This is a genomic window from Gracilimonas sediminicola (assembly GCF_024320785.1).
GTDB classification, from domain to species: Bacteria; Bacteroidota; Rhodothermia; order Balneolales; family Balneolaceae; genus Gracilimonas; species Gracilimonas sediminicola.
In genome coordinates this window covers 48,672-71,894 of sequence record NZ_JANDBC010000001.1, presented here as the reverse complement: position 1 = coordinate 71,894, position 23,223 = coordinate 48,672, and the positions used below count along the sequence as shown (strand labels likewise).

Sequence of the window (23,223 nt, the reverse complement as noted above, 5' to 3'; positions counted from 1 at the left end):
TTGTTAAGTTTTATATATACTAATTCATTAGAAAGGCAGTTATAATTTTAATTTCAGCGTCATTTTTTATTAAATTCGGCGCTGCAACTAACGATCACAAATAAAATAGATATGAAGGTTTTTAAAAGAAGTTCAATAGCGATTGTTTTGGCTTTGATGGCAACTACAGTTTTTGCTCAAACTAAAACAGATGCTGTGAAGGCTTATAATGCAGGATATGAAGAAGCCAAATCAGGCAATTATGAAGCTGCTATTGCATCGTACACACAGGCACTTACCATTGCAAGACAACTTGGTCCAGAAGGTGAAGACATTGTGGATAGAGTTGAGCAGCAAATTCCTGCCGCTTATTTCAACAAGGCCAGAAGCCAGTACCAGGAATACCAAAAGAGTAAAAGCCTGGAAGCTTTAGATGCTACGATCAGTGCTTTTCGTGAAGTAGTTCAGGTTGGTGAAGAATACAATGACGAACGGGTTACCCCAATCGCCAAGCGTAATATCCCGGTGCTGTTATACCAAAAATCTGTAACGCTTTATTCTAACGATGAGCTGGAAAAAGCTAAAGAGGCCGTTGAAAAAGCAATTAAGGAAAATTCAAACTATGCGGTAGCTTACTACCAAAAAGCGAAAATCATCAAGAGACAAAATGATACTGATGGAGATGGTATTATTGATCAAAATGTTGACGAACTGCTTAACTGGTACGACCAGGCTATTGCCAAGGCTGAAGCAACCAACAACTCGGATATTGCTGAGAAAGCTCAAGAAGCTGCCCACGATGAACTGCTTGCTGTTGGAACTCGTCAATCAGAAGCCGGTGACACTAAAACGGCTATGGAAACATTAAACAGAGCTCTTAACTACGACGATGAGTCAGCTGATGTGTATTACCGACTTGCTGAAGCGAGCAACAAAGCAGGAAGTTATGAGCAGGCTGTAGAGTATGCCACAACAGCTTTAGATCATGAAAGTGGTGGTAAAACCGATAAGGCAAAAATCTACTTTGAGTTGGGATATGCCCACCAAACTTTAGGAAATAAATCAGTAGCCTGCGACGCATTCACTAATGCTTTGTATGGTTCCTTCAAATCACCGGCTCAGCATAAGATGGAGTATGAGCTTAAGTGTGAAACTGCTCGATAAAAGTTTTCGAACTTAAATTTTAACCACGCTGTATTAAATCAGCGTGGTTTTTTTATGTCATAATTTTCCGTGAAATGAGCAAAAACTCTTACCTGCTCCTTTTATACATACAAGCCTTTTCCTATCTTCGTGAGGATTTAAAAACACAATTTTCATTCTACTAAATCATTAAATGCCTGCATCTAAACTCGACCAGCTCTGTGTAAATACAATTCGAACCTTATCTATAGATGCCGTTGAAAAGGCAAATTCCGGTCACCCGGGCATGCCAATGGGCATGGCAGATGCATCCTACGTACTGTGGACAAAATTTCTAAAGCATAACCCCAAAAATCCGAACTGGTTTGATCGCGATCGCTTTATTCTTTCAGCAGGGCACGGGTCGATGCTTATTTACAGTTTACTGCATCTCACAGGTTATGAAGTAAGCCTCGAAGAAATAAAAAACTTCCGGCAGATGGGGAGCATTACGCCCGGCCACCCGGAATATGGAATGACACCGGGAGTTGAAACTACAACCGGTCCCTTAGGTCAGGGTTTTGGAACCGGTGTTGGTATGGCTATGGCTGAGCATTTTATGTCGGCAAAGTTCAATAAAGAAGGGCATAACATTGTAGATCACTACACCTATGCTATTGTTAGTGATGGTGACTTGATGGAGGGAGTTTCCCATGAAGCTGCATCAATGGCCGGACACATGGGTCTCGGTAAGTTGATTTACCTGTACGATTCAAACAGCATTTCGATTGAAGGATCTACCGATCTTGCCTTTACTGAAGACGTTCCCAAACGATTTGAATCCTACAATTGGCATGTGGTAGAGATTGATGGCCATAATCATGATGAAATTACTGCAGCGATCGAAGAAGCACAGTCTGTAACTGATAAACCTTCGATCATTGTTTGTACAACTCACATCGGTTACGGAAGCCCTAACAAGCAGGATAGTGAGTCCTCGCACGGTTCTCCATTGGGTGAGGAAGAAATTAAACTTACCAAAGAAGCGTACGGTTGGGATCCCGATAAAAAATTCTTCATTCCCGAAGAAGCTCTTGCAAAATTCAGAGAAGAGCAGGAGAAAGGAGAAAAGGCTGAAAACACCTGGAAGGAGGAAGTAGCTGCCTATGAAAAAGCTTATACCGAGGAAGGAAAGATATTCAAAGCTTGGGTTAACAGAGACCTGTCTTCTGATCTGGAATCGAAGTTGCCGGTATTTGAAGAAGATGCAAAAGGAATGGCAAGTCGTGCTGCTTCCGGCAAAGTGATTAATGCCATCAAAGAAATCATACCAAATTTATTCGGAGGTTCGGCAGACCTCGGCGGTAGTACCAAAACCGATATTGACGGATACGGATCATACCTGCCGGGTAACCCAACGGGGAGGACCATTCATTACGGAGTAAGGGAACACGCTATGGGAGCAGCTGTAAATGGGATGGCGCTTCATGGCGGACTTGTACCATACGGTGCTACCTTTTTCGTATTTACCGATTATATGCGCCCCGCTATACGATTGGCCGGCTTGATGAAAGTGCCGTCGATATTTGTGTTAACTCACGACAGTATTGGCCTTGGTGAAGACGGCCCGACTCATCAACCTATAGAACACCTCGCCAGCCTGAGGGCGATGCCAAATATTACCATTTTACGACCCGGTGATGCCAATGAGACATCCCATGCATGGAAGGCAGCTTTGGAAAATACGACCGGACCAACGTTACTGGTCTTAACCAGACAGAACTTGCCTACATTATCCCGTTCGGATGAGAATTCAGCATCCCTGGTTTCTAAAGGTGCTTACATTTATTCGGATGCTGAGAAAGAAGTTCCGGATGCCATCCTGATTGGAACCGGATCGGAGCTCCACCTTGCGGTAGAAGCCAAGGCTAAACTGGCTGACAAAGGCATAGACGCACGCGTAGTGAGCATGCCAAGCTGGGAGCTGTTTGAGAAGCAAGACGCCTCATACAAGGAATCTGTACTTCCAAAGGCTGTTACAAACCGGGTTTCAATTGAAGCGGGAGCTACCTTTGGGTGGGAACGCTATATCGGGTCTGAAGGAACGGCTATTGGATTGAATAGTTTTGGAGAGTCAGCTCCCTACGAAGAGCTCTTTGAACATTTTGGCATAACCACAGATGCCATTGTTGAGGCTGCAGCTAAATAAGTTAGTCAGCCACCCGAAAAGCAAAACTACTTCTCAGGGCGATGTACACAGGTAAAAGTTACATCGTCCAAGGGGCTTACGGAGCCTATAAAGGCCTCCAATGAGGATTGTACTTTGCCAATAATGGTTTTGGCGTGAAGGGAACCATAGATTTCCATCAGGGATTCGATGCGCTCTTCCCCGTATTCTTCATCCCGCTCGTTCCGAGATTCATTGAGCCCATCGGTGTAGAATAAAACGGAGTCTCCGGGTTTAAAATGAAATTTCTTCACTTCGAGGTTCTTATCCAGAAGCTTGGTTGAGGCCATACCCAAAGCAAAACCGTTGGCCTTAAGTTTGAAAGTAGTGTCGCGTTCCTTGTTGTAGTAGATAGGGATGTTATGCCCGGCCCGGATATACTCAAAATGGTCTTCATCGTTGGGGAAAAAGGCGGCACACCCGGTAACAAAGGTTTTATCCTTGCTATTGCTTTTGATGTAGTTGTTAAGCTGAAGAAAGAGCTCTTTAGGGGATGGATGATCTTTCTCAATTATCAAATTTACCAATGCCTGAAGCCGTACCATATACAGGGCAGCACTAAGTCCTTTACCCGAAACGTCTGCTATCACAACGTAGGTTCCTTTTTCCGTTTCGATCACATCCAGGTAATCTCCACCGACCTCCTTGGCCGTATGTGCAAATGAATATACTTCAAGATTATCTTTACTTAGGGACGTTCCGGGAAGCAGGCTAAGCTGAATTTCCCGAGCCAAATCGATCTCTTTTTGCACATCCGATTTCTCCAGAAGCTCAATTAAAAGCAGCATGAACATGCTCAGAAAACTAAAGGGAAGCAGCAGGTCACCAATCAGGAAATACTGTATGATATCCAGGAAGTTGAGCACGTAGTAGGCCACAAAACTTACAGAACCCAATCCAAAGATAAGCCGGCGGGTGGGGTTGAGGCGTTGAGCGAGATCAGAAAACAACCGCAGCATTTTGATGTGCCCGGGAAGCTGCTGTCCCTGCTGCCGTTCAATGTCTTCGACAGCTTCTTTATAAACCAACTTCAGGCGTTCGGTATCGGCCGTGAGTTCTTTCGAGAATCTTTCCCGACTCATTCCGGAGACATATTCCTGGTAAAATTTCTTTGTGCCGTAGCCGGACTGTGCTTCGTTTTTTAAACCCAAGGCAATTACTGATCTGAATTTGTATTTAGCGCTTGTTCGTAATAATAACTAAAAAGGGTAGTTTTCACCTTCCCCTAACGTGCTATTAAAACTCACCTTGCATAAACTTATTTTTTAACTGTAACATACTTTTAACATTAAAATCGGTTTTTCTCTGGTGAATCAGGGCTTTTGCCGAGCGGTGAACATACTTCTCAAGGCTTGCGAAATTCGCGTGGCCTGTGATCGACATTAGCTCCTGCGGTTGCATATCTAACTCGTGTAAATGGTACATGATTCCAGAGTCGCGTAGTTTATGCGGACTGAGCTTTACGAGCCGATCTGGAAATAGTTTCTTTACCACTTTTTTAAATACCTGGTATGCACCAATATAGGTAAACGGAAAGACTTGTTTTCCGGGCTTGCCGTATTTATCGACAACGGTGTTTAATAGCCTGAGCGCTTCTTCGGTTGGCATAGTCAGCTCTATTTCTTGTGATTTAGGCAGGTAGTCATCATCCCCGATATACACGACCTTGCCTTCTATCCATTCCGGTTTCAGGTGAATGAAATCATCGATCCGGCGCGGGAAGTAGAACAAGAGCAGAAAAAAGTAGCCGTACATCTCAGCGGGGTATTTACCGCGTCTGGTTATAACATCCGGAAAGGAGGATGCGAGCTGCAGGCACTCGTATTCAATCAGAAAGTCTTTAAAGGACTTATTCTTTATCTCTGAGCGCTCTGCCTTTGTGCTTTCCACTTCAATCTTTATGGGTTTAATGCCGTACATCTCACTGCCAAAGTCAAACAGTTGTGAAAGCAGTTTCTTTTTATTGAGCCGGTAGTTAAGCTTTCCTTGGTTTACATAGTTATTAATCGTGGTGGTGTTGATGCTTCCTATATTCAGGCTCCCAAATTCATCAAGGAAGGGCGCTGCGGTTTGTTCGTAATTGGTGATGCTGCGTTCGGCCAGTTCGGACTTCTTGGTTTCAATCCACCTGTCAAACAGTTCCCGGACATTCATCTGCTGAGTGCCGTCAACATGCCGGATCGTTACTTTATCATTGAGTACCTGCACATCTACTTTCCACAAGTCGAAATCATCCTCTCCGTCTTTGTGCCGGTGTTCTAAAGCTGTGGCAGATTGCTTGGCCTGACGCTTACTAAAGCTGTCTTTCGGATAGTAGATTTGCTTGGCGTTTTTATGCCGTCTTTTATCGGAGATGGAAGCCCTCCAAAGGGAGTCATTAAACGAAGAGACAGATGCCATTTTATTTTTTTGGGGCTATTCGCTTTTGCTCATCAGGGATGATCGACCAATACAGAGGCAGGTATTTTTTGCGGAGCCTTAAGAACACTCCCTTTTGCGGTTTCGGGCAAGTTCCGGCCTCAAGCAGATCCTTCTGTTCTTGATGCAGAAATACATAGTTGTAGTAACTCCATTCGGTAGCCAGCTTTTTCACGGTTGGTATGCCGGATGGGATGTTAGGTTTTGGTTTATAGGGATTCATTCGTTATTTGATCTCGTATTTTTATCAATTTCCCTCAGTAAACCAACAATCTCATACAATAACTTAACTGTCTCTTTCAACTTATCCTTCATGCTTGCGACAAAGAAAGGCAGCAGAAAGCTGACGACAATCCAAAGAATGATGATAATAAAAATGATGATTCCGAAAACTCCTGTAAATAATTCCATGTCTATTGGTTTAGTTTTTGTATTTGTTCCGGCGTATACCAGTCACCGTCAATTGGTTTGAAGCTGTAAAGCGTGTCATTTCTGCGAAGAGTTAGTTTGCTAGACTCCACAGAAATAATTCGGTATTCAATGATCTCATCCTGAAAATTCATTGAAAGCGTGTAGTTATCGTAGTCCAATAAAAACCCGCTTACCTCATAAGTGCCAATTTTAGCTTCACTGTTTTTTGGCTTGTAGAGAACCTCTCCATCTTCAGGTGTAATTTTTATTACGTCCGGCTCGGTATGGTGGTAGAACCTGAAATTTCTATCAGCGCTTTCCAGGTATAGTATCCACGTTTCGCCCGGCACATTCCACGAAAACGAATGGCAGCCGCCAATTATTAAGGCAATCAAACATAGATTAAAAGTTCTTAACTGCATGTCTGCCATAATCTTCTAAATTCAGGTTCCCGAAAAAACGGGTTCTCTTGGTTGGCTAAAAATAAAATATCATCTACATGACATGTTCTGTCAGAGGGCATCGTTATGTTTAAATCGGAGTACAAAACGGAGGAACCCATGCACACTAAAAATTCTACTGAATTAATTTTTCAATTTGTTGATCATTCAATCTCTTCAATTCGTCAAGTTCTTTTCGAACTTGAGACCTTAGCTTTAACTCATCCAGAGTTGGCTCTCGAGCTTCATTATGAGATAGATTCTCTCTTATCTGAGTTAGCTGATCTTTTATAGATTCGAGCGTGTTTGCTTGCTTAATTGAGCGCATTGGGTCGGTTCCAAACTCTAACCACTCTAAACGAACTTGCAAGACTTCTGCAATTAGCTTGCGTGTTTCTTTATCTTTTGGTTTTGATTTACCAGTAACCCATCTAGAGGCCGTGCCTTCACTAACACCCGTTCTCCGACCTAATTCAGCTTGATTTAAAGCAGATTTTTCTAGCGCAAATGCTATTCTATCGTTGATTGATGTAAGTTTCATGAAATATATTTATAAAACACTTGCATAGAACTTGCACGTGTCTTACATTGGAGTTGTCAAAGTTGAACAATCAAATATATATGGCAACAATAAGTAATACAACAGAAGCAATTCCAGATCGAGTTAAGTCTTTATATGGGTTTACATCTGAGAGAGGAATTAATCTTTCAGACGTGGTTAAAGAGGCGAATAAAACACTCGAGCAAAAAGGTCAAGACCCCATCTCTTACAAAGGTGTTGTAAACCGACTAGCGATTTTAAGAAGGGGTAAACATGCTTCAATTTCAGAAGAACTGATAACCCTGCTCGAAGATACCGCTATCTCTCTTTCCAAGAGCAAAGTAGAAACTGCAACCGCTTAAGTCATTCCGATCATGGAAGAGAAAAAGGAATATATCGGGTTTGAGGCTGGTGAAATTTGCAATAGGAATGGGTGCAAGGGCATTATCGAAGTGCATGATGTTGAAGGAACGTGTTCATGTCACATTAACCCGCCTTGTTCATATTGCACTCATCCTAAAGAGTATTGCGCTGAATGTGATTGGAGTGCAGAAAAAGAGCAATACGAATCTGAAAAAAGCAGGGTTAAGCAAAAACCTTGGAATTTTAAGATAAAAACAATTGACGACCTCGATAAATCAAAAATTGACTGGATAGTTAAAACACATACTCATTTCACTATGATCTGCGATGGTGTTTATCCCGATGGCACAACAAAAGAGGAAGTTCGTGAAAAAGTAAAAGGCACTTTTGGTGGAAAATTTACTCGATTTGAAAATGGAAGATTCACCTTTACAGCATATACAGATTAATGCGAGATATAAAAAAGGAACAGCAGAAATTACAGAGTAGGTATCGCCAACACCTAAACCGGATTAAGAGCCAATACAAATTCTACGACAAAGAATTAGCGCTTTTAATGGGTTTCAATATTGACCAAGCCGACTACGTGCGGCAGATGCGAAGTGGTAAAGCGGAGATCTTCACATGCGACATGATAACGCTGAGTAAGAATCTAATTCTTGAACATAACGATAGCTCACTACTTCAGGAAATGGTTCCTGATGAATTTATAGGCTTTGCGGTATCGGGTGGAATGACCAACGGATGTGTAAATGATGAGATCAACAACATCACCATGTATAGCGGTCAGATTTTACAGGAGGGCTTAAAAGACAATCCTGACAGTCAATTTATAGTCAGGAAGGCTGAAAAGATAGCCTCAGAATCAGCAACTATTAAAAACGAGGTGAAGTCATGAGCATTCAACAATTAGCCCATAAAGCCCTTGTTGCCAACAGTATTCCATTGCCCATGAAGCATTGGGATGTGAGGCAGAAGCAGCAGGAAAGTAAAGAGCGACTGGCGGGATTCAGAGCCATTGCTCAGAACCTTGATAACACTTACCGGAAACTAAGCGGGGTGAAGTGATGAATAACAAAGGCTTTTTAATCGCACTCATATTGGTACTTGGAATCGGAATTATGTCCGGCGCTTTAATAGGCAATACCTGGGGATATCATGAGGGCGTGAAGGACGGCAAACAGGCTTCCATGATAACAGACTTTAGTATTGAGCCATGTACGGCACACATCTATGTAAACGATGAGCTTAAAATGGATAAGTGGTGGTGATGTCGACTGTCAGAGAACATACCGTCCGCCGATCCCGCATGTTAAACGGTAAGGAGTACCGCAAGCTTGATGAAGATGGCAATGTGATAGACATCTATCGCGGGCCGATGATTGGCGCGGATGGATTTATCTCGGTAGCCGACTTTGTGAAGCTGACCGGGATAACCCGAAGCACAGTAAACGGGATGTTTAAACGAGGCTTACTAAACCGGTATGAAGCCAATGGAAAGAAGAAGACCCATGACAGTCCAACTTCTACTTACATCAAGGAAAAGGAATTTTTAGAACTAAAATCAACGACATAAAAAAGCCCGGCAGTTTGGAGCTACACGGGCTTGGAAATAATAACTGAGGATAAGATATGAAAAACCCACAAACGATAACAGAGGCTATTCCTTCTGCGGTAAAGGCTGTATTCGACAGCATGGGAAGCAGTAACGAATTTGGCATTCCCAGTGAGATAGATACGCAGAAATTAGCTGAATACGTGTGCGAACAAGAAGTAATGCAGGAAGCACTTACCAAGCAGGTAAAAGCAGAGCTTGAGGAAAGACGGGTGTTTTTGGAAGAGCTTTCTAAAATGTACTTCGATGAAAAGAAGCACTACGAAGATGAAATAGCTGAACATGAATACAGTAAAGCGGGGGTGTTAGGATGAGTTTATTAGACACACAAGATAATGTTTTAGGGGATTACAGCCCCGAAGTAGGGTTTCAACCCGAACTAAACCGAGCCGAAGATTTAGTAAGCGAATATGAACACGGACATATGAAAGCGTCGGAGGCTTATGTTCAATTACGATCTATCAAAGAGCAGGTTGAAGAGATTCTTAATAATGCCATTGGCAAGGTAGAGTCCGGCGTGGTTGATGAGCTAACCCAACTCGATGACAAAGAAGATTTAATCGTGATGGGGAGTAAAATCAGTCATGTGAAGGGGCGCACTTCTTATCAGTACAAGCAATGCCCGATGTATGTAGATGCGGACAAGGAAGTGAAGCGGGTTCGTGAGCTAATCAAAACCGCTACTAAGAACGGCGTGGAAATCATCGACCAGGAAAGTGGGGAAATGATAGAGCCTGTGGAAGTGAAGCAGGGTAAAGGCTATCTGAAATTGGAGAAGGCAAAATGAGTAAAGGATTAAAGACTAAAATATTTGAGATACGAAACACGATAGGTAAGCTGATTAAGGATAAAGAAAATCCATTCTATCACAGCGCTTACTTCGACATCAACTCGTTGCTTGATGAAACGCACGGGTTTTTTGAGACCAACAAACTACTACTTACACAGCCCATTAAAAACGGTGAGGTGTACTCCATTATTGAGGACTTGGAAACTGGTGATACAATGGAGTCATCTATTCCGCTTCCAAACATTGAGGACCCTCAAAAGATAGGTTCTGCCATCACTTATTACAGGCGATATACGCTAAAGGCGCTATTAGCACTATCAGAAGAGGATGATGATGCAAATAAGGCTTCAAGCAAAAAGAAGCCGGTCGGCAAAAGCCAATATGATGATAAGCCGTGGCTAAACAAGACTGAGTTTAAGTCAGATAAGCTCACTGAGGACTGGAAAAATGTAACGAATGCCCTTAGTAGTGGCAAATGTGATATGGCTTACGTGTACTCGAAATTCAAGGTCAATAAAGACTTGAAGGCAGAGCTTGAAAGCATAGCGAATAAAAACGGTGTTCCTGCATGAAACTCTGGGTATCAAAACAAAGCGGAAAGTTATTTCCTGTTGATGTAGAAGCTCAGGTTCGGATGAATAAGCTTCCTGCAGGTGAACCGATTATGATTAAGTACAGCAAGGTTCGCAATCCTCGCCATCACCGTAAATACTTCGCCTTTTTTAACAAGGTGTATGAGAATCTGCCTGAGCACCTGGAATCAAACTGGCCTGATGTAAACAGCTTTCGCAAAGCTATGGAAATGTATTCAGGGTTCTTTACAGAGACTATAAACCTTAAAGGCGAACGGTTTCTGATGCCCAAATCTATTGCTTATGAGAAGCTGGATGAAATGGCTTTTTCAGAACTACATAATAAAGTTAAGACAACGATAGGTACACGGATTTGACCACAGATGGATATGGAATTGGTGGAACGGGAGATAGAGGTTTTCTACTGATTTTTGTACCCCGAACCCGATCTGTCCTGTTTGACCGCAGGGCAGTTCTTGGCCGAAAGGCAGAAGAGGAAAAGTAGCTCCCTGTGAGTTGTGAAGGGCTTACAGGGGATTCATGATGATAACGGGACTGCCAGAGGAGTTGAAAGCTCGCTGGTGGGTTAAAAGTTCTTAGACATGCTGAAATTATACAAAGATGCGGTTGCTACCGGTGCTATATAGGGAACCGCGCATAAAGACTGAGTGAGGCTAACCGGGCATGTATGATGGCCTCACTCTTAGAAATTGGGAAAATCCCAAGAACCACTGAATAGACCAACAGCTATTTAGTGCCTGGCGAGGGTAAACGCAAGATGCGGGCGAAAGCCTTCATTGTTTTACAATCAAAATTACAACTTCTAAAATTTAAAGGAGCTGTTCTTTTTGATCTGTTTTTTGACAGCCTGAAAGAAGGAAGTGCTGGATAGTCCGGCGCGACAAACTATTAAAGTTTGCATCACTCCGGGAGGCTTCAACCCCTCCCGGATTTTAAAAGAATCAAACACACATGACTTATGGAAGATCGAGCAGAATACAAGGGTTGTACTGTCGCCGATGTGGATAACAACCTTACCGGAATCGAAGATGATTTCGATTTAACCGATGGTAACGAAGATATGAACAAGTTTGAGCAAGAGATCCACCGAGATCAGCCGATGCGAGCTTCACGAAGGCATATAAGCCGGATGAATGCCTTGCTGAATGAAGGCGAGAAGATCAACGAGCCACTAAACAATGTCCGGCGATGATACCATCTATGATGGAGATAGCTTTTTTGAGCTCGAATACCAGGCTTGGACATCACAAGCAGAGTACGGTGATGTACTTCGGCTTCGGGCTTACGATATGGAATCGCTTATCCGTGATGTGGATAAGTACCGAACAGACTACCAACACAAATTAAATATAGATCTGAAATGTACGCACTTGGAGATTACTTACTACGGCAACCTGAGGTCAGTCCGCTATTCAATGGCGAACCGGTTTTTGACTGGAATGGAGTTATAGCACTAGTTGCATTCTTTGTATTGCTGGCATGGTGCATTGGGGAATTTCAGAAGAAAGTAGACAATCAAAAACGGGGGTGGTGATATGGATAGTTGGAAAGAAGTACCGCATTTATTTGCTAATGGGAAGTTTAAAGGATTAGTGAACGATGTAGAGTATTTAATAATCGGGTTAAAAATTGCCCCCGATTTGAATGTTTTTTGCAACCTCTTGTGGGAAGAAAAAGACAAGAGATACTTTCAACACCCAGACGACTTTACCCTTATAGCCCGACCTATTGAGGATTTGTCGGATGAGGAATTGTCAGAATGTGAAAATATATGGCATGATATGGTTTACTATCATGATGATGAATATTGCATATCAGCTAAAGACGCAATAGAAATTGATTGTGAGGCGGGAGTTTTTAGTACAATTATGCACCTACTAAGCATAGGCGTGTACCCATTCGATCAGTCTCACTTTGAATCAGGCGAAGTCATAGCCCGATACGAAAACAAGGGGGATGAGTGATGCCGAATCGATTCAACAAACGATATGCCATAGGAATAGACGGCGGGGTGAATACAGGATTTGCCGTTTGGGATCGCAAAGAAAAGAAGTTTGCAGAGCTAACAAGTGAAGATTTTTGGGAGGTGTTTTCCACCATTACGAGCCTTTACCCTCCGGCGTTGGTAGATATCTATGTAGAAGATCCATCTAAAAATAAGCCCGTTTTCTTTAAGAAAGGGGCGAACAATCATAAAAAGATGTTGAAGGTAGCTCAGAATGTGGGCGGTGTGAAGCGTGAAACCGAACTGCTTATTGAGGGATTGGAAAAAGAAGGATATGAAGTTCAGCGGGTTAGACCTGGTTCGGCTAAATGGGATGCTGATACTTTTAAGAACATGACAAAATATAAAGGCAGAACGAATGAACATTCTCGTGATGCAGGAAGATTGGTGTTTCAACGATGAGTCCACTTAAACAACTTTTTTGGAGCATTTGGCAGGATCGTCCGCATTGTTGTGCCGTATGTGGGTATCCGATTCGGGAACCGTTGGCGAATGTATTTGCCCACATATACAGCAAGGGCGCTAGACCAAGCCTGAAATTAGTGAAGGCGAACATTGCCCTTATGTGTTCAACGCTTGTGCGCAGAGACGGAGAAATAGGCTGTCATGAGGCAAGCCATACCAAGCCATCAGTATTTAATGAACGTGCTAACAAACACGGATGGGTTAAGCCCTCTGTGGACGAAATTTTAAAACGTGAAGTAGAAACGGAGCAATCATGAACCTACTCTATGTACTAATAGGAATAGCGATAGCGGTTGTGGTAATAGATCGGCTTGACTATATGCGAGAGCAGAAGGAGAGCAACAAAGAGGTTTATCGCAACGATGAGCGTATTCGCCTCACTAAAACCCCGGAAGAATACTATCGGGGGAAGTCATGAGTGGATTAAAACCTTATTTCGGCTCCGATATGCTGGAAGAATATGCCCTGTTGATTTTTGCAGAGAACAGGCAGAAAGCAAAAGTGCTGCTTCATAATAATATGGTGCATGATGATTATGAGTACATCGACCTGAGAGTTAAACGTGCTGACGATGATTATATGCTATTGGCTGAATCAGAAGCTCCTCATGTACTGGATAGCTTTCCGTGGGATGAAGAATTTGAGCAGGATGGTGGCGAACCAAGTTGGGGCGAATACCTGAAAAAAGTAAAGGAGAAGTCATGAATCATCTAAGCGATTTAGAACAAGCAGCGTTAGCCATTACCCTCATCTTAGTATGCCTGTTTATAGGCGGAGCGATTTTGCTTGTCCGTGATCTGATTAAGCATTGGGGGGAAGAATGAGCGCGATCGAAACCCCATTAATGAGATATCCGGGAGCAAAGTTCCGGTTAAGAAAATGGCATTACGGGTTTTTTCCACCTCACAAAGTTTATACCGAAGGATTTGCAGGAACGGCATCGCTTTTATTTTATAAGAAGCCATCAATAACAGAGGTTATTAATGATACTAACTATGATGTAGTTAACCTGTTTCGGGTTCTGAGAGACAAATCAAAGTCTAAGGAATTAAAAAGGCTAATCAAGTATACCCCGTACTCGAGAGAAGAATATGAACTTTGCTGGGAACCTGCAGAAGATGAGATAGAAAAGGCTCGAAGATTCATTTTAAGAGTATCAATGGGGCAGAGGGGTAAGCTTACCAAGTCTGGATTTGATACCCGTGTTAATACTGATAATTACTCCGGTAGGGTTAATTATCTAAGCAAGCTTCATGAAAGCATCGATCTGTTTGCTGAGAGGCTAAAAACAGTAATTATAGAACATAAATGTGGTATTGAAATTATAGATCAATTTGACAGAGAAGAAGCTCTTCATTTTGTGGATCCTGAATACTTGAATGTCAAAAAAGGCTATCCAGATAGCTTTACGATCGATGATCATAAAAGGCTTGCTGATGTGCTTAACCAGTGCAAGGGAATGATAATTCTTTGCGGTTATCCATCGAAAGAATACAAGGAATGGTATGAAGATAATGGTTGGCAAAAGCATACAGCGAAAGCTTATGCAGACGGTGGATTTAAAAGAGTAGAAACCGTTTGGCTCAATCCTAAATGTAGTTTTTATCAGAAACAACAAACGCTCTTTAAATCATGAGTACCCAACCTCCCATAACCGAAGTAAAGGTACTGGCCGAGAAGTACGCCAAGCCGTTAGAGATCCCGAAGGACATTACCAACATTCGTCCGTTCCTGGAAGGCGTGATTGCCTGCGGTGCTACGGGTGCCAAGCGGGATCGTATGACTAAGAACCCCTATAAGTACGGAGGAAGCCACCACAACGACTGGGAGCGTGGATGGAGCTATCTCCTTGAACAAAACACTGAACCTAAATTTTTAAAACGAGTCGAGGCAGCATGAAAAACGCACGAATGGATGAGTTTGAGGACTATGAATATACCGTATATCCCGGCCTCCGAATTTTAGAAAAAGAAAGCAACGAGCGCTATAAATTGTGGGAAGGATATGTGAAACATGAGCATGGTTTGGTTCACTTTATTCAAAGCCACTCATATAAGCCAGATCGTAAGTATCTACGGCTTTCATTTATATCTGATGGTAGAGATTACCAAAGGACATGGAGCGCCTTCTATGGCAAGAAAACCATAGCCCGGTTAGCCAATGAGTTTATCGAGGATATTAAAGGGGGTAACGATGAGTAAAAAACACACTTCTTTTACCTGTTCAATCTGTCTAAAATATAAATCTAATGAGCGACCTACAACCGTGAAGGTTTGCCAAAAATGCCGGGAGAATTTAACACGATGAGTACATCAACCAAACCAAAAGAACGACCAATTTTATTCAGTACGGAAATGGTGAGGGCTATCCTGGATGGCCGGAAAACAGAAACCCGAAGGGTGATTAAGCCTCCATTTACGGTTCACGCAAATGGGTATTTAACTCGTTCAGATAAGTGGGGCCAATTTAATCCATATCCATGCCCTTACGGTAAAGAGGGGGATCTACTCTATGTGAGGGAAACTTGGCAAAAAATAAGAGGGTTTAATAAGGCTCAATTTATTTATAAGGCGGATGACAGTCCTATTTTTAAAGGGGAGGGATTTAAATGGAAACCCTCTATCCACATGCCTAAAGAAGCCTCTCGCATTTGGCTGAAGGTAAAGGAAGTAACCGTTGAACGGGTGCAGGATATTACTGAAGCTGATTGTTATAGAGAAGGCATTGAGCTTGATAATCATCCCCGAAATGTAAGGAGCTTATTCAAAGAATTATGGAACTCCATCAACGAATCCCGTGGCTACGGATGGGATAAAAACCCGTGGGTATGGGTAGTAAAATTTGAAGTTATAAGCACTAACGGGAGGCCGGAATGAGTGAACTTCAACTACTGCATGACAGACAAAGAAGTGTTATCCAAAATTTTTGCAATTCTATTGGTTGTAAAGACTGCCCGCATCAGAGATTTGATGAGCACGGGAAGCATGACGGTTGCATCAGTACAGATTTGCAGGATAAGATTATGAAGTTAGAGTTTGGAGATATAATGAATCCAAAACCAACTACCGAACAGTGGCAACGCTTTTTCAAGCATCATTTGCCCGAAGTAACCGTGAATCCTAAACAACAGAAGTCGTGAAATATCTATCCACTTTTTCAGGTATAGGTGGTTTTGAGCTTGGTATTCAGCAATCAAACCTTAAAGCCGAGTGTATAGGGTTCTCGGAAGTGGATAAGTACGCCAAGGCTATTTACCAATATCATTATCCAAACCACAAAGATTATGGAGACATCACAAATATCAATGAATCTGAACTGCCGGACTTTAATCTTTTCGTTGGCGGATTTCCGTGCCAGGCTTTTAGCATTGCTGGAAAACGACAAGGATTTGAAGACACGCGAGGCACACTCTTTTTTGATGTCGCACGGATTCTATCAGCTAAAAGACCTGCCTGGTTTGTACTCGAAAACGTTAAAGGTTTACTTAACCACGATGCCGGAAAAACTTTTGCAACAATCTACGGAGTTCTCACTGAGCTTGGGTATTCCGTTGGATGGGAAGTGGTTAATTCTTGCCACTTCGGAGTCCCACAAAACCGAGAGCGAATCTTTATTGTCGGACATCTTAGAACCGAAGGAGGACGTGCCGGAGAAATACTTCCTTTCGGAAAAGAGAATAAAGGGGTTGCTGAAAGGACAATCAAAGCCCCAATTGCTCGAACGTTCACAGCAGGGGGAAATTCGGGAGGGATGCATAGCTCCATGACGTTGATTAAGGCAATTGATACCAAGCAGAACGGCCCACCAAGATTCTCTAACTATTGCCATTCCCTTGGTGCGAATGATTACAAAGAGCCTAAAAAAGTAATGATTACAGAACCTGTTAAAGCTGTACTAACTCCCAACCGATTAGAGAAGCGACAAGACGGAAGGCGGTTCAAAGATAATGACGAGCCAAGTTTTACGCTGACATCCCAAGATAAGCACGGCGTTCAGGTAGGCACGGAAATCCGGCGATTAACCCCAAAAGAATGCGAACGACTGCAAGGATTCCCGGACGACTGGACGAAATTCGGAATCATTGATGGTGAAATCATAGAAATCAGTGATACACAAAAATATAAGACTTTGGGTAACGCGGTTACAGTTAATCCAATCATATCAATAATGAATAGAATATCAGAACAGAACATCAAACCGAAAGGATAGCAGCGTAATGCCAAAAATTAAGAAAGGACTTGATTACTTCGACATTCATACGGACATCAATGATGATATTAACAAAAGGAGTAAAGCATGAAGGAATTAACATATGAAGAGGTTTCTGAGGCTACAATACAGGATAGACTTTGGTTTGAATTTTCTTCTAATGGATATAGGTACAAATTTTTTAACACATACATTTTTAGTTGGGAATCTGACTTTTATTGCCAATCAAGGGCGGGTTACAGTATAGATGTTGAGATTAAAATAAGCCTTCAAGATTATAAAAATGACTTTGACAAAATTAGGCATAAAGTTATTAAAGAACGCCTAAATGGTGCGAGAGCCGGGTTTACGTGCCCTAATAGATTTTACTTCGCGGTTCCTGATTATTTGCATAACGAAATTATTAGGAAGCGGGGCGTTGGTCTCCCTGAATATGCTGGATTGATGGTTTTAGAAAGAAATGGTTTAAAATGTGAGAAAAAGGCTCCGGTGATTCATAAAAATAAATATGACGTAACAAATAAGGTTGCTGATAAACTTTGGTGGGATTATGAATCGCGCATGGTAAAAAAAGTTCTATCCAGGAGGGTAAGTTTAAATGATTGAAGGCTGGATCAAACTTCACAGGCAGTTTATAAAGTGGGAGTGGTACGATGATGCCAACGTGATGAGGGTGTTTTTACACTGCCTTCTTTTAGCGAATCATGAGGACAAAAAGTGGCGCGGGAAAATGATAAAAAGAGGCACGTTTATTACTTCATATTCGAAGCTTGGGGCGGCGCTAAAGTTGTCGGTTAAGCAAGTTCGCCTTGCTCTTGAAAAGCTCGAAGAAACTAAAGAATTGGCACGCAAAACGACAAACCAATATACAGTTATAAAGGTATGTAATTACGATACTTATCAAAACAACGAAAAAGAAAAGGGCACACAAAACGACAAGCGAGGGGCAATCAAAGGGCAATCAAAGGGCAATCAAAGGGCAACAACTAAGAATGATAATAACTATAAGAATGATAAGAATAGTACCCACACTCCCGCGCGAACCGTTCCTCCGATTGACCAACAGAAAAAGAACCTTGATCCAGAAGCAGACATTCCAAGCAAGGAAGAGTTCGTCCGGTATTGTGTAGAAGATTGCAGGTATACCAAATCCTTTGCCGATCATTTATGGAACCACCTAATGAGCAAGGGGTGGGAAATAGGTGGAGAGCCTGTAAAGAGCTTTAGGCATTACGTGAATAAGCAACGTTCATGGAACACAGATTTTAACCAAAAACAAAAAACCAATGCAAAAACTCGAAACAAGTCTTCAAGAGACTTCAAAGAACGACTCGATAATCTCGAAGCGCTCAACGAAGTTCAATGACCACTACACCCGAGAGCAGCTATTAGCCTACCGCAGTGAAGGCGTTACCGTCTCTCCTGATCCGGAGCTGATTAAAAACTGCTATGATCTTCATGAGTACCTGGGAGCATTAGGCTCACTGCCTACCCACGCCAATGAAGATCAGGAGGTAGCCGACCAAAGGGAATACCTGGCTAATTGGATTCGGTTCATTTTTGTAGAGAATGACCGAAGCCCAGTAAATATACCGATTGGGTTCTTAATGGCTGAGTTCAGTAATGGATTGATTTCAGGCAATTTTGAGCGAAAGGGAAATAACGTAGCGGCCTTTGCCGAAGCGTATAAATCAGCGATCCCGGTGTTGGTTAAGAAGTGGCAACAGCACAACAAGCCGAAAGACACTACGCCGAAGCTACCTGAGTCCGAAGCGGACCGGTTGTGTAAGGGCGACATCGACAAGGGATGGCCGGACTCGGTACTACTCCAACAGCGTGATGACATGGATATGATTTACGGAGAGGACAAACCCGAGGGCATTAATACCTACTACCAGCGGGTTAAAGATGAAATTGAAAAGCGGGGATTGTGATGAGCAAAGAATGCGCTAATTGTGATAATTCCTATGACCTTCCTCTTTCCGATTTTGAGGGATATGAGCACCTATGTCTCGCATGTGAGGCTCATTTAATGAGTGAAGAGTATGAGGAAGAATGGGGTCGGCAACTTCGACTTTTAGAACGATTCACCGGCATTTCCTGCAACGATCACTTTTGGGGGTTATGGCATTCCGAAAATAATCAGGCAAAAAACTGGTTTCATAACATTTGTCAACAGGTTTCTCCCGAGATATACGATTGGTACACAAGTATTGATTACGAGATAGATGGGCAGAAATACATAGAACCCCGGCAAGTAGATTTATTTGAACCCGAATTACCATTTTAACCGCTGAGAAAACTCAGCACAATCAATAATCAAATACAATTATGCCAGATTTAGCACTACACCCCACGAAAGGAAAAATTGAAAAGCGAGACCCGCTTAACATCAACGAAGCGGTAATTAAATCAGATAAAGAATTCCTGGACTCCCCGGAGATGGAAAAGCTTGCCAAACAGATCATGGAGGAAAAGAGCATTGAAGGCCATGAAGAGGCGAAACGCCTACACGACACCATTCAGGCCACGGCATCCAGTCTGTACGATATGGACCCGAAGCAGGAAGATCAGATAAGCTTGTTTTAGGGGCCAAAATGAATAATCAAGCACATTTAGTATTCAATGAAGCAAAGGATGAAGGCAGGCTCACTCTTTCTTTTTATGACAGAAATGGAGAGAAGCTAAAATTTGGTGATATCGTTGCTTTATCAGATGGTAAAAACCTGAAATTCTACTGTGAGGTAACATATTTGGAAGATCAGAAGGCTATTGCTCCCTTTCACACGTTCAGCTTTCACTCTGTAATAAAAGTTGACAGTGTACCCGAGAGCGCTGTAAAAAGTGAAGTAGAAAAAAGATATGATATGTGGTACGATAAGGCGGGAGATGAAGACCTTAACGCTTCTGAGCATGATAAGTACCTAATGAGTTGGTTAGAATGCGAAAGGCTTTTAGAGAATCGCATGTTTCGAGTGGAATTAACAGGAGGTAACTAATGCCCGTAACCGAACGAAAGACATCCCACACAGAGATAGACCAGGACTTAGAAGATGGAATGGTTATTGGCCTTCAGCAGACGAAAAGCGAGCAGGGCTCTATACGTGATGCTGCTCGTGCTTGTATGAAGGTAGTGAAGCCGGAACTTGACCGGCTCCGGGAAATGAATAAGAACCTTGGCACGGAGTTGAAGGCCGAGAAAAGGAAGAAAGCGCAGGGTTCGCTTTAACGGGTGGCAGATAAGCTGTCCGGCGGATTATGAATTTGAATTAAACTAAAACAATAATTACAAGCAATGATATTTGACAGGTTTGTAGCCGGTCAGCTTGATTTGCTTGTTATGTAACCTAAATAAAATGGCGCAAAGAAAATGTGTTTACTGTAACAAACCTATTGAAAGTAGAAGAATTAAATACTGCTCTGATGTTTGCCAATTCCGATTTACTGAAATAAAAAAGGAAGAAGAAAAACATTTACCGCCACCATCAAAGCGTAATGAGAATTATTTCCACATGTATACTGGAAGTGAATTGCCGAAGTCAGGGCAAGGTAAACGATCCGGTGGCATGGTGGAGGGGGCAATGTCTTCTATTCGGATAATCACAGAAGAAGTTGTGGAAGTAAACAGAGGTAATTTACAGGAGCATTTTAGTTTCAATCCAAAACCAACATTTATAAGGCTTGGGAATGAAGAAAGAGTGAAAAGAGGAGATATAGAAAAAAGGTTTGGAATTGAGATTTAGTAGGTTACATAACGGTGCAGTTTAAGGGGCTTGCGGATTTAAGACCAATAATTTGAACCTAAAAAAGAATTAATTATGAGTGATAAAGAAGAACAACCGAACAGCGAGCAAGTCCCGCTTGAAACAATTGTTAACCGCCCGATGGATTTTAGGGTTTGGGATGATAGAAGGAAAGAATTATTGCATTTCAAATTACATGATACCGACCAAGGGTATCATATAGAGCATGGAGTTTCTATTGATGAAATGCCTACAATGCAATTTTGTGGATTAAAGGACAAGCATGGCATCAAAATTTTTGCCGGCGATATAGTTGCAGACTCTGAAATGACCTATGTGGTTAAGTTTGGGGAATATGATGATAGCCTTTTGGATGATTTAGCGTTCGGATGGTTTATGGAAAACATTGAAGATGATGTTTATAAAGCCATGCAATTTGTGCTTTATGCTAATACTGACCAATTAGAAGTGATTGGTAATGTTTACGAAAACCCTGAATTACTGCAAAAGGGCGGTTAACGGTGAAAGTATAACGGGCGCGGTAAACAGTAACTAATAATTGGATAGAAATATGTGGATTAGAACAGTAAATGGGATTACGTGGATTGAAGTTGAACAAACAAAACAAGGATTATGGATACCAAAGATAAATTAACTGAACAACGCCAAGAACCCGAAGCGGACGCCAGTCCGCAGTTGACGCAATTGTTATGTTGCCCGTTTTGCGGAGCTGATGGAATTGTTAAGAAAATATACGGTTCAAGAGATTCAACCGACGCTGGATTAGAAATAGGGAGGGTTGCTACTTGCTCTAATAAGAAATGTGAGATTAAAGGGCACGTATTTTCAATTAAAACTTGGAATACGAGGGCAACATAACGGGTGAGGCTTAACTGCGCGCTGAAATTTTGAACTATAAAAAGGATAGAATTATGAAAGACAGTCAGAAAAGCACCAAGGACGCGACAGCGTCCGACGTTGAAGCCATTGTTAGTAACCATGCGGTGTGTAGTGGTTGTGATGAAGAAAAGGCAACTGTTGATAGATATATGTTTGATGGGTTGTGTGCTGATTGTACCGACAGGGCTTTATACGACTATAAATTCCAAAAACAGGCACAGAAAACCAACAGAGTATTAATTGAGCATGGTTACTAACGGATAAAGTATAACGGGCGCGGAAATTACTAACTAATAAAAGGAACAAACATGAGTAAAGGACAAGAATTATTCGACATAATGAAATCATTTGAGCAAGGCGACATTGATGCTGACATGGCTAATGGAGCAATAAGAGCGGTGTTGAACAACGGCACGTCCGCGTCCGCAGTTGATACTATTGTTAGTAGCGCGGAATGGATTAGTGTTGAGGATAGACTACCTGAAACGGAAGTAGAATGTATTTGTTCACACGATGGACGTGTATTTAGCTCTGTTTATGACCCTGAACATAAAAAATTCTATATGCCATCCGTAAGCAGTAGTAGATACAAGGTTGGGTTTTACATAAAGGTTTCAAATTGGATGCCATTTCCCGAACCACCAAATAGTTAATGGAGCGCTACTAACGTGGCGGGGATTAACCGGAGCTTGGGATGTGTTACTGGCAATTAAGCTTCCGGTTGAATCCATTGTTGCGCGGTCGCTTTGCGACCAACTCGATGCAATCCCCGCCACGTTGCGCCGAGGAAGCGAAGCGATCCGGCGCAACATATACTTATACCGATCCAGATAAGAACACTAATTAAAACCAAACCATTATGAATACAAGTAAAGCAGTAGAGGCCGTCAGAAGGGAAATTTGGAGGAGGAATGGGTAATTATTTAGATGGATACGGTAAAGACCACTGCGACCATTGCGGGTTAGATAGAACACCTGAAGGCCATGATGGGTGTATAGGTACTCTCGATAATGTAATGAATGCCTGTTGTGGGCATGGAGAGACTGAAATGGCTTATGTGCAGTTCAACGACAAAAGCAGGATAGCAGGACAAAAAGCGCTTAATTATATCAATAAAAACAGCCAAATTTAACAAACTGATCGAGATATGAGCAAAATCCAACAGGCTAAACAAATCATACGAGAGATACTAGGCGATAAGGCAGGGCCTATCATTGATCAGATTGATACAAAAACCCAAAGGGTGCGTATCTCCCAAAAGTATTACGAGCTAAAGGCTGAAGGGGTGCCAAAAGAAGAGCGCCTAGATATACTTCACGAGGAGTACGGCTACACGCATGAAACATTAAAGCGGTACGCATACGACTATCGAAAAAACGCAAAGGATTTTAGCGTTTAAAG

45 protein-coding genes are annotated in these 23,223 nt (G+C 42.2%); 40 read left to right on the top strand and 5 right to left on the bottom strand.

The window, feature by feature from the left end; translation table 11 throughout:
• Positions 1–111: 111 nt before the first annotated feature.
• Positions 112–1,143 carry a tetratricopeptide repeat protein gene (locus NM125_RS00525; RefSeq protein WP_255131773.1) on the top strand — a complete coding sequence of 344 codons (1,032 nt, stop codon included), beginning with the start codon at positions 112–114 and terminating at the stop codon, positions 1,141–1,143.
• Between the two features lie 172 nt (positions 1,144–1,315).
• Positions 1,316–3,310, top strand: coding sequence for a transketolase (tkt, locus tag NM125_RS00520; protein ID WP_255131771.1), 1,995 nt, complete (start codon positions 1,316–1,318; stop codon positions 3,308–3,310).
• A 26-nt stretch (positions 3,311–3,336) separates the two neighbouring features.
• Here tkt and NM125_RS00515 read toward each other — a convergent pair whose 3' ends face one another.
• The 5 genes from NM125_RS00515 to NM125_RS00495 form a co-directional block, all read right to left on the bottom strand.
• The gene (locus NM125_RS00515) at positions 3,337–4,479 is read right to left on the bottom strand and encodes a PP2C family protein-serine/threonine phosphatase (protein ID WP_255131769.1); all 1,143 of its coding nucleotides are present in this window, start codon (positions 4,477–4,479) and stop codon (positions 3,337–3,339) included.
• An 85-nt stretch (positions 4,480–4,564) separates the two neighbouring features.
• Entirely contained in the window at positions 4,565–5,728 is a 1,164-nt protein-coding gene (locus NM125_RS00510) for a site-specific integrase (protein ID WP_255131767.1), read from the bottom strand.
• 1 nt (position 5,729) lies between these two features.
• Positions 5,730–5,969, bottom strand: a complete 240-nt coding sequence (locus NM125_RS00505) for a hypothetical protein (RefSeq protein ID WP_255131765.1) — start codon at positions 5,967–5,969, stop codon at positions 5,730–5,732.
• A 190-nt stretch (positions 5,970–6,159) separates the two neighbouring features.
• A complete protein-coding gene (locus tag NM125_RS00500; RefSeq protein WP_255131764.1) occupies positions 6,160–6,588 on the bottom strand; it encodes a hypothetical protein in 429 nt (142 codons plus the stop codon).
• 145 nt (positions 6,589–6,733) lie between these two features.
• The gene (locus NM125_RS00495) at positions 6,734–7,138 is read right to left on the bottom strand and encodes a helix-turn-helix domain-containing protein (RefSeq protein ID WP_255131762.1); all 405 of its coding nucleotides are present in this window, start codon (positions 7,136–7,138) and stop codon (positions 6,734–6,736) included.
• A gap of 80 nt (positions 7,139–7,218) precedes the next feature.
• On the opposite strand from NM125_RS00495, the gene NM125_RS00490 reads away from it, so the two are divergent.
• From NM125_RS00490 to NM125_RS00305, 38 genes are all read left to right on the top strand, one after another.
• Positions 7,219–7,500: a hypothetical protein gene (locus NM125_RS00490; RefSeq protein ID WP_255131761.1), complete on the top strand. Its 282-nt coding sequence runs from the start codon at positions 7,219–7,221 to the stop codon at positions 7,498–7,500.
• A 12-nt stretch (positions 7,501–7,512) separates the two neighbouring features.
• The gene (locus tag NM125_RS00485) at positions 7,513–7,950 is read left to right on the top strand and encodes a hypothetical protein (protein ID WP_255131759.1); all 438 of its coding nucleotides are present in this window, start codon (positions 7,513–7,515) and stop codon (positions 7,948–7,950) included.
• Positions 7,950–8,399, top strand: a complete 450-nt coding sequence (locus NM125_RS00480) for a hypothetical protein (protein WP_255131756.1) — start codon at positions 7,950–7,952, stop codon at positions 8,397–8,399. Before NM125_RS00485 ends, NM125_RS00480 begins: the two co-directional genes overlap by 1 nt.
• On the top strand, positions 8,396–8,569 hold the full coding sequence (locus NM125_RS00475; protein WP_255131754.1) for a hypothetical protein: 174 nt from the start codon (positions 8,396–8,398) through the stop codon (positions 8,567–8,569). The genes NM125_RS00480 and NM125_RS00475 overlap by 4 nt, the downstream gene beginning before the upstream one ends.
• Positions 8,569–8,772, top strand: a complete 204-nt coding sequence (locus NM125_RS00470; RefSeq protein WP_255131753.1) for a hypothetical protein — start codon at positions 8,569–8,571, stop codon at positions 8,770–8,772. The genes NM125_RS00475 and NM125_RS00470 overlap by 1 nt, the downstream gene beginning before the upstream one ends.
• Positions 8,772–9,077, top strand: a complete 306-nt coding sequence (locus NM125_RS00465; protein WP_255131751.1) for a hypothetical protein — start codon at positions 8,772–8,774, stop codon at positions 9,075–9,077. Before NM125_RS00470 ends, NM125_RS00465 begins: the two co-directional genes overlap by 1 nt.
• A gap of 56 nt (positions 9,078–9,133) precedes the next feature.
• On the top strand, positions 9,134–9,430 hold the full coding sequence (locus tag NM125_RS00460; RefSeq protein WP_255131749.1) for a hypothetical protein: 297 nt from the start codon (positions 9,134–9,136) through the stop codon (positions 9,428–9,430).
• Positions 9,427–9,903 (top strand): hypothetical protein, encoded by a 477-nt coding sequence (locus NM125_RS00455; RefSeq protein ID WP_255131747.1) that lies wholly within the window; start codon positions 9,427–9,429, stop codon positions 9,901–9,903. The genes NM125_RS00460 and NM125_RS00455 overlap by 4 nt, the downstream gene beginning before the upstream one ends.
• Positions 9,900–10,478 (top strand): ERF family protein, encoded by a 579-nt coding sequence (locus NM125_RS00450; protein ID WP_255131745.1) that lies wholly within the window; start codon positions 9,900–9,902, stop codon positions 10,476–10,478. Before NM125_RS00455 ends, NM125_RS00450 begins: the two co-directional genes overlap by 4 nt.
• Positions 10,475–10,855, top strand: a complete 381-nt coding sequence (locus NM125_RS00445; RefSeq protein WP_255131743.1) for a DUF1367 family protein — start codon at positions 10,475–10,477, stop codon at positions 10,853–10,855. Before NM125_RS00450 ends, NM125_RS00445 begins: the two co-directional genes overlap by 4 nt.
• Before the next feature lie 602 nt (positions 10,856–11,457).
• Positions 11,458–11,691 (top strand): hypothetical protein, encoded by a 234-nt coding sequence (locus NM125_RS00440; protein WP_255131741.1) that lies wholly within the window; start codon positions 11,458–11,460, stop codon positions 11,689–11,691.
• Positions 11,678–11,950 (top strand): hypothetical protein, encoded by a 273-nt coding sequence (locus NM125_RS00435; RefSeq protein WP_255131738.1) that lies wholly within the window; start codon positions 11,678–11,680, stop codon positions 11,948–11,950. Before NM125_RS00440 ends, NM125_RS00435 begins: the two co-directional genes overlap by 14 nt.
• Before the next feature lie 84 nt (positions 11,951–12,034).
• Positions 12,035–12,463 (top strand): hypothetical protein, encoded by a 429-nt coding sequence (locus NM125_RS00430; RefSeq protein ID WP_255131736.1) that lies wholly within the window; start codon positions 12,035–12,037, stop codon positions 12,461–12,463.
• Positions 12,463–12,906: a hypothetical protein gene (locus NM125_RS00425; RefSeq protein WP_255131734.1), complete on the top strand. Its 444-nt coding sequence runs from the start codon at positions 12,463–12,465 to the stop codon at positions 12,904–12,906. Before NM125_RS00430 ends, NM125_RS00425 begins: the two co-directional genes overlap by 1 nt.
• A complete protein-coding gene (locus NM125_RS00420) occupies positions 12,903–13,226 on the top strand; it encodes a hypothetical protein (RefSeq protein WP_255131733.1) in 324 nt (107 codons plus the stop codon). The genes NM125_RS00425 and NM125_RS00420 overlap by 4 nt, the downstream gene beginning before the upstream one ends.
• Positions 13,223–13,387 (top strand): hypothetical protein, encoded by a 165-nt coding sequence (locus NM125_RS00415; RefSeq protein WP_255131730.1) that lies wholly within the window; start codon positions 13,223–13,225, stop codon positions 13,385–13,387. The genes NM125_RS00420 and NM125_RS00415 overlap by 4 nt, the downstream gene beginning before the upstream one ends.
• The gene (locus tag NM125_RS00410; protein ID WP_255131728.1) at positions 13,384–13,674 is read left to right on the top strand and encodes a hypothetical protein; all 291 of its coding nucleotides are present in this window, start codon (positions 13,384–13,386) and stop codon (positions 13,672–13,674) included. The genes NM125_RS00415 and NM125_RS00410 overlap by 4 nt, the downstream gene beginning before the upstream one ends.
• Positions 13,671–13,793 carry a hypothetical protein gene (locus NM125_RS00405; protein ID WP_255131726.1) on the top strand — a complete coding sequence of 41 codons (123 nt, stop codon included), beginning with the start codon at positions 13,671–13,673 and terminating at the stop codon, positions 13,791–13,793. Before NM125_RS00410 ends, NM125_RS00405 begins: the two co-directional genes overlap by 4 nt.
• Entirely contained in the window at positions 13,790–14,605 is an 816-nt protein-coding gene (locus NM125_RS00400; protein ID WP_255131724.1) for a DNA adenine methylase, read from the top strand. The genes NM125_RS00405 and NM125_RS00400 overlap by 4 nt, the downstream gene beginning before the upstream one ends.
• Complete coding sequence (locus NM125_RS00395) at positions 14,602–14,868, top strand: hypothetical protein (protein ID WP_255131721.1); 267 nt, start codon at positions 14,602–14,604, stop codon at positions 14,866–14,868. The genes NM125_RS00400 and NM125_RS00395 overlap by 4 nt, the downstream gene beginning before the upstream one ends.
• On the top strand, positions 14,865–15,170 hold the full coding sequence (locus NM125_RS00390) for a hypothetical protein (protein ID WP_255131719.1): 306 nt from the start codon (positions 14,865–14,867) through the stop codon (positions 15,168–15,170). Before NM125_RS00395 ends, NM125_RS00390 begins: the two co-directional genes overlap by 4 nt.
• Positions 15,171–15,272: 102 nt before the next feature.
• Positions 15,273–15,845, top strand: a complete 573-nt coding sequence (locus NM125_RS00385; RefSeq protein ID WP_255131718.1) for an ASCH domain-containing protein — start codon at positions 15,273–15,275, stop codon at positions 15,843–15,845.
• Complete coding sequence (locus tag NM125_RS00380) at positions 15,842–16,108, top strand: hypothetical protein (protein ID WP_255131716.1); 267 nt, start codon at positions 15,842–15,844, stop codon at positions 16,106–16,108. Before NM125_RS00385 ends, NM125_RS00380 begins: the two co-directional genes overlap by 4 nt.
• The gene (gene dcm / locus NM125_RS00375; RefSeq protein WP_255131714.1) at positions 16,105–17,178 is read left to right on the top strand and encodes a DNA (cytosine-5-)-methyltransferase; all 1,074 of its coding nucleotides are present in this window, start codon (positions 16,105–16,107) and stop codon (positions 17,176–17,178) included. The genes NM125_RS00380 and dcm overlap by 4 nt, the downstream gene beginning before the upstream one ends.
• 87 nt (positions 17,179–17,265) lie before the next feature.
• On the top strand, positions 17,266–17,784 hold the full coding sequence (locus NM125_RS00370) for a hypothetical protein (RefSeq protein ID WP_255131712.1): 519 nt from the start codon (positions 17,266–17,268) through the stop codon (positions 17,782–17,784).
• Entirely contained in the window at positions 17,777–18,544 is a 768-nt protein-coding gene (locus NM125_RS00365; RefSeq protein WP_255131710.1) for a hypothetical protein, read from the top strand. Before NM125_RS00370 ends, NM125_RS00365 begins: the two co-directional genes overlap by 8 nt.
• Complete coding sequence (locus NM125_RS00360; RefSeq protein WP_255131708.1) at positions 18,465–19,112, top strand: hypothetical protein; 648 nt, start codon at positions 18,465–18,467, stop codon at positions 19,110–19,112. The genes NM125_RS00365 and NM125_RS00360 overlap by 80 nt, the downstream gene beginning before the upstream one ends.
• Positions 19,112–19,468 carry a hypothetical protein gene (locus NM125_RS00355; RefSeq protein WP_255131706.1) on the top strand — a complete coding sequence of 119 codons (357 nt, stop codon included), beginning with the start codon at positions 19,112–19,114 and terminating at the stop codon, positions 19,466–19,468. The genes NM125_RS00360 and NM125_RS00355 overlap by 1 nt, the downstream gene beginning before the upstream one ends.
• Positions 19,469–19,509: 41 nt before the next feature.
• Positions 19,510–19,767 (top strand): hypothetical protein, encoded by a 258-nt coding sequence (locus tag NM125_RS00350; protein WP_255131705.1) that lies wholly within the window; start codon positions 19,510–19,512, stop codon positions 19,765–19,767.
• Between the two features lie 8 nt (positions 19,768–19,775).
• Positions 19,776–20,177 (top strand): hypothetical protein, encoded by a 402-nt coding sequence (locus NM125_RS00345; RefSeq protein WP_255131703.1) that lies wholly within the window; start codon positions 19,776–19,778, stop codon positions 20,175–20,177.
• Positions 20,177–20,407, top strand: a complete 231-nt coding sequence (locus tag NM125_RS00340) for a hypothetical protein (RefSeq protein WP_255131702.1) — start codon at positions 20,177–20,179, stop codon at positions 20,405–20,407. The genes NM125_RS00345 and NM125_RS00340 overlap by 1 nt, the downstream gene beginning before the upstream one ends.
• Before the next feature lie 127 nt (positions 20,408–20,534).
• Positions 20,535–20,921 carry a hypothetical protein gene (locus NM125_RS00335; protein WP_255131700.1) on the top strand — a complete coding sequence of 129 codons (387 nt, stop codon included), beginning with the start codon at positions 20,535–20,537 and terminating at the stop codon, positions 20,919–20,921.
• Between the two features lie 75 nt (positions 20,922–20,996).
• Complete coding sequence (locus tag NM125_RS00330) at positions 20,997–21,440, top strand: YopX family protein (RefSeq protein WP_255131698.1); 444 nt, start codon at positions 20,997–20,999, stop codon at positions 21,438–21,440.
• Between the two features lie 114 nt (positions 21,441–21,554).
• Positions 21,555–21,800, top strand: coding sequence for a hypothetical protein (locus NM125_RS00325; protein ID WP_255131697.1), 246 nt, complete (start codon positions 21,555–21,557; stop codon positions 21,798–21,800).
• 53 nt (positions 21,801–21,853) lie between these two features.
• Positions 21,854–22,078, top strand: coding sequence for a hypothetical protein (locus NM125_RS00320; protein ID WP_255131695.1), 225 nt, complete (start codon positions 21,854–21,856; stop codon positions 22,076–22,078).
• A 51-nt stretch (positions 22,079–22,129) separates the two neighbouring features.
• Positions 22,130–22,474, top strand: a complete 345-nt coding sequence (locus NM125_RS00315) for a DUF551 domain-containing protein (protein WP_255131694.1) — start codon at positions 22,130–22,132, stop codon at positions 22,472–22,474.
• Between the two features lie 258 nt (positions 22,475–22,732).
• On the top strand, positions 22,733–22,954 hold the full coding sequence (locus NM125_RS00310) for a hypothetical protein (RefSeq protein ID WP_255131692.1): 222 nt from the start codon (positions 22,733–22,735) through the stop codon (positions 22,952–22,954).
• Between the two features lie 15 nt (positions 22,955–22,969).
• Positions 22,970–23,221, top strand: a complete 252-nt coding sequence (locus NM125_RS00305) for a hypothetical protein (protein ID WP_255131691.1) — start codon at positions 22,970–22,972, stop codon at positions 23,219–23,221.
• The last annotated feature ends 2 nt before the right edge of the window (positions 23,222–23,223 follow it).

Bases quoted from the DNA above. Each gene is read 5' to 3' on its own strand.
- NM125_RS00450 (WP_255131745.1), top strand. From the start codon at position 9,900: ATGAGTAAAGGATTAAAGACTAAAATATTTGAGATACGAAACACGATA.
- NM125_RS00310 (WP_255131692.1), top strand. From the start codon at position 22,733: ATGGGTAATTATTTAGATGGATACGGTAAAGACCACTGCGACCATTGC.
- NM125_RS00390 (WP_255131719.1), top strand. From the start codon at position 14,865: ATGAAAAACGCACGAATGGATGAGTTTGAGGACTATGAATATACCGTA.
- NM125_RS00400 (WP_255131724.1), top strand. From the start codon at position 13,790: ATGAGCGCGATCGAAACCCCATTAATGAGATATCCGGGAGCAAAGTTC.
- NM125_RS00480 (WP_255131756.1), top strand. From the start codon at position 7,950: ATGCGAGATATAAAAAAGGAACAGCAGAAATTACAGAGTAGGTATCGC.
- NM125_RS00525 (WP_255131773.1), top strand. From the start codon at position 112: ATGAAGGTTTTTAAAAGAAGTTCAATAGCGATTGTTTTGGCTTTGATG.
- NM125_RS00455 (WP_255131747.1), top strand. From the start codon at position 9,427: ATGAGTTTATTAGACACACAAGATAATGTTTTAGGGGATTACAGCCCC.
- NM125_RS00395 (WP_255131721.1), top strand. From the start codon at position 14,602: ATGAGTACCCAACCTCCCATAACCGAAGTAAAGGTACTGGCCGAGAAG.
- NM125_RS00340 (WP_255131702.1), top strand. From the start codon at position 20,177: ATGCCCGTAACCGAACGAAAGACATCCCACACAGAGATAGACCAGGAC.
- NM125_RS00315 (WP_255131694.1), top strand. From the start codon at position 22,130: ATGAGTAAAGGACAAGAATTATTCGACATAATGAAATCATTTGAGCAA.
- NM125_RS00380 (WP_255131716.1), top strand. From the start codon at position 15,842: ATGAGTGAACTTCAACTACTGCATGACAGACAAAGAAGTGTTATCCAA.
- NM125_RS00465 (WP_255131751.1), top strand. From the start codon at position 8,772: ATGTCGACTGTCAGAGAACATACCGTCCGCCGATCCCGCATGTTAAAC.
- NM125_RS00435 (WP_255131738.1), top strand. From the start codon at position 11,678: ATGTCCGGCGATGATACCATCTATGATGGAGATAGCTTTTTTGAGCTC.
- NM125_RS00345 (WP_255131703.1), top strand. From the start codon at position 19,776: ATGAATAATCAAGCACATTTAGTATTCAATGAAGCAAAGGATGAAGGC.
- NM125_RS00415 (WP_255131730.1), top strand. From the start codon at position 13,223: ATGAACCTACTCTATGTACTAATAGGAATAGCGATAGCGGTTGTGGTA.
- tkt (WP_255131771.1), top strand. From the start codon at position 1,316: ATGCCTGCATCTAAACTCGACCAGCTCTGTGTAAATACAATTCGAACC.
- NM125_RS00490 (WP_255131761.1), top strand. From the start codon at position 7,219: ATGGCAACAATAAGTAATACAACAGAAGCAATTCCAGATCGAGTTAAG.
- NM125_RS00385 (WP_255131718.1), top strand. From the start codon at position 15,273: ATGAGTACATCAACCAAACCAAAAGAACGACCAATTTTATTCAGTACG.
- NM125_RS00360 (WP_255131708.1), top strand. From the start codon at position 18,465: ATGCAAAAACTCGAAACAAGTCTTCAAGAGACTTCAAAGAACGACTCG.
- NM125_RS00510 (WP_255131767.1), bottom strand. From the start codon at position 5,728: ATGGCATCTGTCTCTTCGTTTAATGACTCCCTTTGGAGGGCTTCCATC.
- NM125_RS00425 (WP_255131734.1), top strand. From the start codon at position 12,463: ATGCCGAATCGATTCAACAAACGATATGCCATAGGAATAGACGGCGGG.
- NM125_RS00445 (WP_255131743.1), top strand. From the start codon at position 10,475: ATGAAACTCTGGGTATCAAAACAAAGCGGAAAGTTATTTCCTGTTGAT.
- NM125_RS00500 (WP_255131764.1), bottom strand. From the start codon at position 6,588: ATGGCAGACATGCAGTTAAGAACTTTTAATCTATGTTTGATTGCCTTA.
- NM125_RS00470 (WP_255131753.1), top strand. From the start codon at position 8,569: ATGAATAACAAAGGCTTTTTAATCGCACTCATATTGGTACTTGGAATC.
- NM125_RS00320 (WP_255131695.1), top strand. From the start codon at position 21,854: ATGAAAGACAGTCAGAAAAGCACCAAGGACGCGACAGCGTCCGACGTT.
- NM125_RS00335 (WP_255131700.1), top strand. From the start codon at position 20,535: ATGGCGCAAAGAAAATGTGTTTACTGTAACAAACCTATTGAAAGTAGA.
- NM125_RS00355 (WP_255131706.1), top strand. From the start codon at position 19,112: ATGAGCAAAGAATGCGCTAATTGTGATAATTCCTATGACCTTCCTCTT.
- NM125_RS00365 (WP_255131710.1), top strand. From the start codon at position 17,777: ATGATTGAAGGCTGGATCAAACTTCACAGGCAGTTTATAAAGTGGGAG.
- NM125_RS00405 (WP_255131726.1), top strand. From the start codon at position 13,671: ATGAATCATCTAAGCGATTTAGAACAAGCAGCGTTAGCCATTACCCTC.
- NM125_RS00420 (WP_255131733.1), top strand. From the start codon at position 12,903: ATGAGTCCACTTAAACAACTTTTTTGGAGCATTTGGCAGGATCGTCCG.
- NM125_RS00325 (WP_255131697.1), top strand. From the start codon at position 21,555: ATGGATACCAAAGATAAATTAACTGAACAACGCCAAGAACCCGAAGCG.
- NM125_RS00330 (WP_255131698.1), top strand. From the start codon at position 20,997: ATGAGTGATAAAGAAGAACAACCGAACAGCGAGCAAGTCCCGCTTGAA.
- NM125_RS00460 (WP_255131749.1), top strand. From the start codon at position 9,134: ATGAAAAACCCACAAACGATAACAGAGGCTATTCCTTCTGCGGTAAAG.
- NM125_RS00505 (WP_255131765.1), bottom strand. From the start codon at position 5,969: ATGAATCCCTATAAACCAAAACCTAACATCCCATCCGGCATACCAACC.
- NM125_RS00495 (WP_255131762.1), bottom strand. From the start codon at position 7,138: ATGAAACTTACATCAATCAACGATAGAATAGCATTTGCGCTAGAAAAA.
- NM125_RS00370 (WP_255131712.1), top strand. From the start codon at position 17,266: ATGAAGGAATTAACATATGAAGAGGTTTCTGAGGCTACAATACAGGAT.
- NM125_RS00485 (WP_255131759.1), top strand. From the start codon at position 7,513: ATGGAAGAGAAAAAGGAATATATCGGGTTTGAGGCTGGTGAAATTTGC.
- NM125_RS00305 (WP_255131691.1), top strand. From the start codon at position 22,970: ATGAGCAAAATCCAACAGGCTAAACAAATCATACGAGAGATACTAGGC.
- NM125_RS00430 (WP_255131736.1), top strand. From the start codon at position 12,035: ATGGATAGTTGGAAAGAAGTACCGCATTTATTTGCTAATGGGAAGTTT.
- NM125_RS00350 (WP_255131705.1), top strand. From the start codon at position 19,510: ATGCCAGATTTAGCACTACACCCCACGAAAGGAAAAATTGAAAAGCGA.
- NM125_RS00410 (WP_255131728.1), top strand. From the start codon at position 13,384: ATGAGTGGATTAAAACCTTATTTCGGCTCCGATATGCTGGAAGAATAT.
- NM125_RS00440 (WP_255131741.1), top strand. From the start codon at position 11,458: ATGGAAGATCGAGCAGAATACAAGGGTTGTACTGTCGCCGATGTGGAT.
- NM125_RS00475 (WP_255131754.1), top strand. From the start codon at position 8,396: ATGAGCATTCAACAATTAGCCCATAAAGCCCTTGTTGCCAACAGTATT.